The following is a 3,776-nucleotide window of genomic DNA, read 5'->3' as shown; positions in this document are numbered from 1 at the left end:
GGGTCGGTGGTGACGATCCGCCGCTGACGGACGCCTCGGCGGAGCCACTCGACCAACGTCGCCCACATCGCGTCCCAGGTCTCGCGTGGCACCTCGCGTGCCGGCACCTCGGGGTGCAGGCCGTGGACGAACAGGACCTCGGCTCGGTAGACGTTGCCGATGCCCGCCAGGACCGACTGGTCCATCAGCGCCCGCCCGATGCCGACCGACCGCCGCTGCAGCGCGGCCCACGCCTGATCGGGGTCGGCGTCCTGCCGTATCGGGTCCGGGCCGAGGCGAGCGACGATGGCGTCCACCTCGTCGGCCGTCAGCAGGTCGCACGCCGTCGCGCCGACCAGATCGAACGCGTGCGCCGCACCGACCACGCGGTACCGCGCGGTCTCTCGCGGCTCCGGCGGTGGCACGTCGTGATCGAAGAACCTGCCGAACAGGCCGAGGTGGACGTGGACGAAGCGATCCCCCTCGTAGCGGTGGAACAGGTGCTTGCCCCACGCGTCGGTGCCGTCGAGGTGGCTGCCGTCGAGCAACGCGGCGCCAGCGGCGAAGCGGCCCGACGGTGACGTGACCCGGACGGGTCGGCCCGCGAACCGGGCGGCGTGGTCGCGCGCCAACCGGTGGATGGTGTGACCCTCGGGCACCGCGATCCTCCGCGACCGTCCCGACGACGGACGTCGGCGGGGACGCGCGGAGGGTACGGCGCGGACGGTCCGGGTCGCCCCCGTGGGTCGGGCCTGCGACCATCCGCCTCCCCACCGTCCTGCGAGCGTCCGTGATCTCCCGACTGCGTCCCGTCCACGGGGTGGCGCTGCTGTTCCTGGCCAACGGGCTCACCCACCCCTCGCTGTGGCCGCGCTTCCCCGAGATCCGGGACGCCGTCGGTGCGACGGGTGCGACCTTCGGGCTCGCGCTGCTCGGGACGGGCGTGGGCGGCGTCCTCGGATCCCTGCTGGCGCCGCGGGTCGCCCGGCGCTTCGGTGTCGCGAACGCGGCGACGGTGAGCGCCGTCGTGCTCGCGCTGTCGACCGTCACGGTCGGGTTCGCTCCCAGCGTCGTCGCGCTCTTCTCGCCTTCAGCCTCATGGGGCTCACCGACGGGGTCGCCGACATCAGCCAGAACGCGTTGCTCTTCGACGCCCAACGGGTGGGGGAGCGATCCCTCGCCAGCCGGATGCACGCCGTCTGGAGCACCGGTGCGCTCGCGGGGACGGCGCTCGGGACCGCTGCCGCTGCGGCTGGCGTGTCGGTGCTGCACCAGACGCTCGGGCTGGCGGCGCTCGGAGCCGCGGTGGCCACGATCGCCAGCCGACCCGTCGGCCGGGTGCCGGCGGGGACCGGTGTGCCCGCCGACACGCCGGGACCGTTCGTGCCGGCTGGTCCCGCTGGCCCGGTCAGCGGCCCGCGGGTGGGTGGGGCAGACATCTCGTCAGCGGTGGCACCTCGCAGCGGCCGTCGCATCGGCGCTTGGACGCTGGTGCTCGGGGCGGGGGTCGTGGTGGCCGCCGTCGAGGCGATCGCCAACGAGTGGTCGGCGTTGACCCTCCGCGACGGACTGGGTGCGTCCGTCGCGCTCGCCGGACTCGGGCCGACGGCGTTCGCCGCGGCCATGCTGGCCGGACGCCTGCTCGGCGACCGGGCGATCGACCGGTTCGGGGACCGCCGGGTCGCCCTCGCCGGCGGCGCCGCGGTCGCGTTCGGGTCCGGGTTCGGCTCGCGGTCTCCGCGTGGCTCGAGGCGCCCGCGTTGCTGGTCGCTGGCCTGCTCATGGCCGGCGTCGGGGCGGCGACGCTCTTCCCGCTGATGCTCGCTGCCGGCGACCGGCTCGACGCGACGGGACGAGGCGTCGCGGCGGCGTCGTTCGGCGCGCGATCGGGCTTCCTCGTGATCCCGGTCGCGGTCGGCGCCATCAGCGATCTGGCGGGCCCGACCATCGCGTTCGCGCTCCTGCCGCTGGCCGGGCTCGGCGCGAGCCTCGTCCTGCCCGCCGCGCTCGGGCGGGGTGACGACGCCTGATCGCGGACAGTTCCTGTCCGCGACCTGTGCGACGCTCTCGTGGTGAGCCCGACCGGCGTGGGAGCAGCGACGTGGACACGGCGACGCGCCTGTTGCGACTGTTGACGCTGCTGCAGACCCGGCCGGTGTGGCCGGGCCCGATCCTGGCGGAGAAGCTCGAGGTCACCACGCGGACCGTCCGTCGCGATGTGAACCGGCTCCGCGAGCTCGGCTACCCGATCGAGGCGGCAGCGGGGCTCGAGGGTGGGTACCGCCTCGGCGCCGGGGGCGACATGCCACCGCTGTTGCTCGACGACGACGAAGCGGTCGCGGTCGTGCTCGGGTTGTCGACCGCGGTCGTGGCCGGGGTCGACGGGGTGGACCACGCCAGCACGCGGGTGCTGACCAAGCTCGACCAGGTGCTGCCGCCACGCGTGCGCACCCGCGTCACCGAACTGTCGTCGATGACGGTGGATGTCCGGTACGCCCCCGGCGCTGCCGCGTCCGTCGATCCCGCCACGCTCCTGTTGATCGCGAGGCACTGTGCCCGCGCCGAGGAGCTGCGCTTCCGGTACGTCGCACGCGACGGCAGCGAGTCCCGGCGGCGCACCGAACCGTTCCGGCTCGTGCGGTCCGGCCGCCGTTGGTACCTCGTCGCCTTCTGCCGTGACCGACGGGCCTGGCGCACCTTCCGCGTCGACCGCATGGACCGGCTGGTCGACGGCGGTGAACGGTTCACGCGTGGACCGGATCTGCCGGACGCCGCGGAGCTGGTCGCCGACGCCGTCGGTCACGCCGGGTACCCGATCCGGGCCAGGATCCGACTGCCCGTGGACGCGGAGACGGCTCGGGCGCAGCTACCGGCCGCCTTCGGCCGCTGCGAGGACGACGGTGACGGGGGCTGCGTGCTGTCGGTCGGGGGGAGCCAGCCACGGTGGCTCGCCGCGAGCCTGGCGTGGCTGCCGTGGGACTTCGAGGTGCTCGACCCGCCGGAGGTCCGCGACGAGGTGACCGCGCTCGGCTGCCGGCTGCTCGACGCGGCCGGCACCGCGGCGCACACGGGCCCGTGACATCCGTCGTTCGAGCCGACGCGAGGTGACAGACTGCCGCGGACGGGCGAGGGCGGTGGATGGACGAGCTGGGGGCGACGCTCGACGAGGTCGCGCGGGAGCACCGGTTCTCCGGCGTGGTCCGTGTCGACCGCGGCGGGACCTCGTGGCGCAGCGGGTGTGCGAGCCGGCGTGCGTTGTTCGAGGGGCGGATCGTCCCGCTCGAGCGCGTCCGGCAGGTGACCTCGCCCGTGAGCGACGTCCCCGATGAGGGACACCGGCACGGGCTCGGGTTCTGGCTGGCGTTGACCGGCGGGTCGGTCCTGCTCGAGGGCTACGACGCCGGTGTGTCGTTCCGATCGCTCCACGACCCGGACCGCGACCTGACCTGGACGGTGATCTCGAACTGGTCGGACGGCGTGGCCCGTGGCCCGGCGCGTGCGTGAACTCGCCGAAGGTGCGCGCGACGCGGGGTCGGGGTGATCCCGGGCGAAGCCGATGGGCCTGGAGAGCGACGGACCCCGGCCACGGCCGCGGTCCGCTCCGGTGATCAGCCGGCGGCGTCGAGCGCCTGGTCGATGTCGGCCAGGATGTCGTCGATGTGCTCGATGCCGATGTTGAGGCGGATCGCGTCGGGCTTCACGCCCGCCGTCGCCAGCTCCTCCTCGGACAGCTGCCGGTGGGTGGTCGAGGCCGGGTGGTTCACCAGCGACTTGGTGTCACCGATGTTGACCAGGCG

Annotated in this window: 6 protein-coding genes; 4 read left to right on the top strand and 2 right to left on the bottom strand. The window is 74.3% G+C overall.

All coding sequences use genetic code 11. The features are described from left to right. A partial coding sequence (locus WEB03_RS05875; protein WP_368070021.1) for an Fpg/Nei family DNA glycosylase occupies positions 1–638 on the bottom strand: 638 nt, incomplete at its 3' end. A gap of 439 nt (positions 639–1,077) precedes the next feature. Between WEB03_RS05875 and WEB03_RS05870 the strand changes: the two genes are divergently transcribed. The 4 genes from WEB03_RS05870 to WEB03_RS05855 all read left to right on the top strand — a co-directional run bounded on the left by WEB03_RS05870 (position 1,078) and on the right by WEB03_RS05855 (position 3,483). Further along, positions 1,078–1,797, top strand: a complete 720-nt coding sequence (locus WEB03_RS05870; RefSeq protein WP_368070020.1) for a hypothetical protein — start codon at positions 1,078–1,080, stop codon at positions 1,795–1,797. Continuing rightward, positions 1,740–2,009, top strand: a complete 270-nt coding sequence (locus WEB03_RS05865) for a hypothetical protein (protein WP_368070019.1) — start codon at positions 1,740–1,742, stop codon at positions 2,007–2,009. The genes WEB03_RS05870 and WEB03_RS05865 overlap by 58 nt, the downstream gene beginning before the upstream one ends. A 71-nt stretch (positions 2,010–2,080) precedes the next feature. Beyond that, positions 2,081–3,058, top strand: a complete 978-nt coding sequence (locus tag WEB03_RS05860; protein WP_368070018.1) for a helix-turn-helix transcriptional regulator — start codon at positions 2,081–2,083, stop codon at positions 3,056–3,058. A gap of 59 nt (positions 3,059–3,117) precedes the next feature. Next, positions 3,118–3,483, top strand: coding sequence for a hypothetical protein (locus tag WEB03_RS05855; protein ID WP_368070017.1), 366 nt, complete (start codon positions 3,118–3,120; stop codon positions 3,481–3,483). A gap of 104 nt (positions 3,484–3,587) precedes the next feature. On the opposite strand, the gene WEB03_RS05850 is transcribed toward WEB03_RS05855, so the two are convergent. Continuing rightward, positions 3,588–3,776 (bottom strand): PLP-dependent transferase (locus WEB03_RS05850; RefSeq protein WP_368070016.1); only part of this gene is annotated, 189 nt, incomplete at its 5' end.

It is taken from the genome of Nitriliruptor sp. (genome assembly GCF_040882075.1).
In the GTDB taxonomy this organism is placed as follows: Bacteria; Actinomycetota; Nitriliruptoria; order Nitriliruptorales; family Nitriliruptoraceae; genus Nitriliruptor.
The sequence above is the reverse complement of the archived record's forward strand: the minus strand, read 5'-3'. Positions and strand labels throughout refer to the sequence as shown.

Bases quoted from the DNA above. Each gene is read 5' to 3' on its own strand.
- WEB03_RS05870 (WP_368070020.1), top strand. From the start codon at position 1,078: ATGGGGCTCACCGACGGGGTCGCCGACATCAGCCAGAACGCGTTGCTC.
- WEB03_RS05855 (WP_368070017.1), top strand. From the start codon at position 3,118: ATGGACGAGCTGGGGGCGACGCTCGACGAGGTCGCGCGGGAGCACCGG.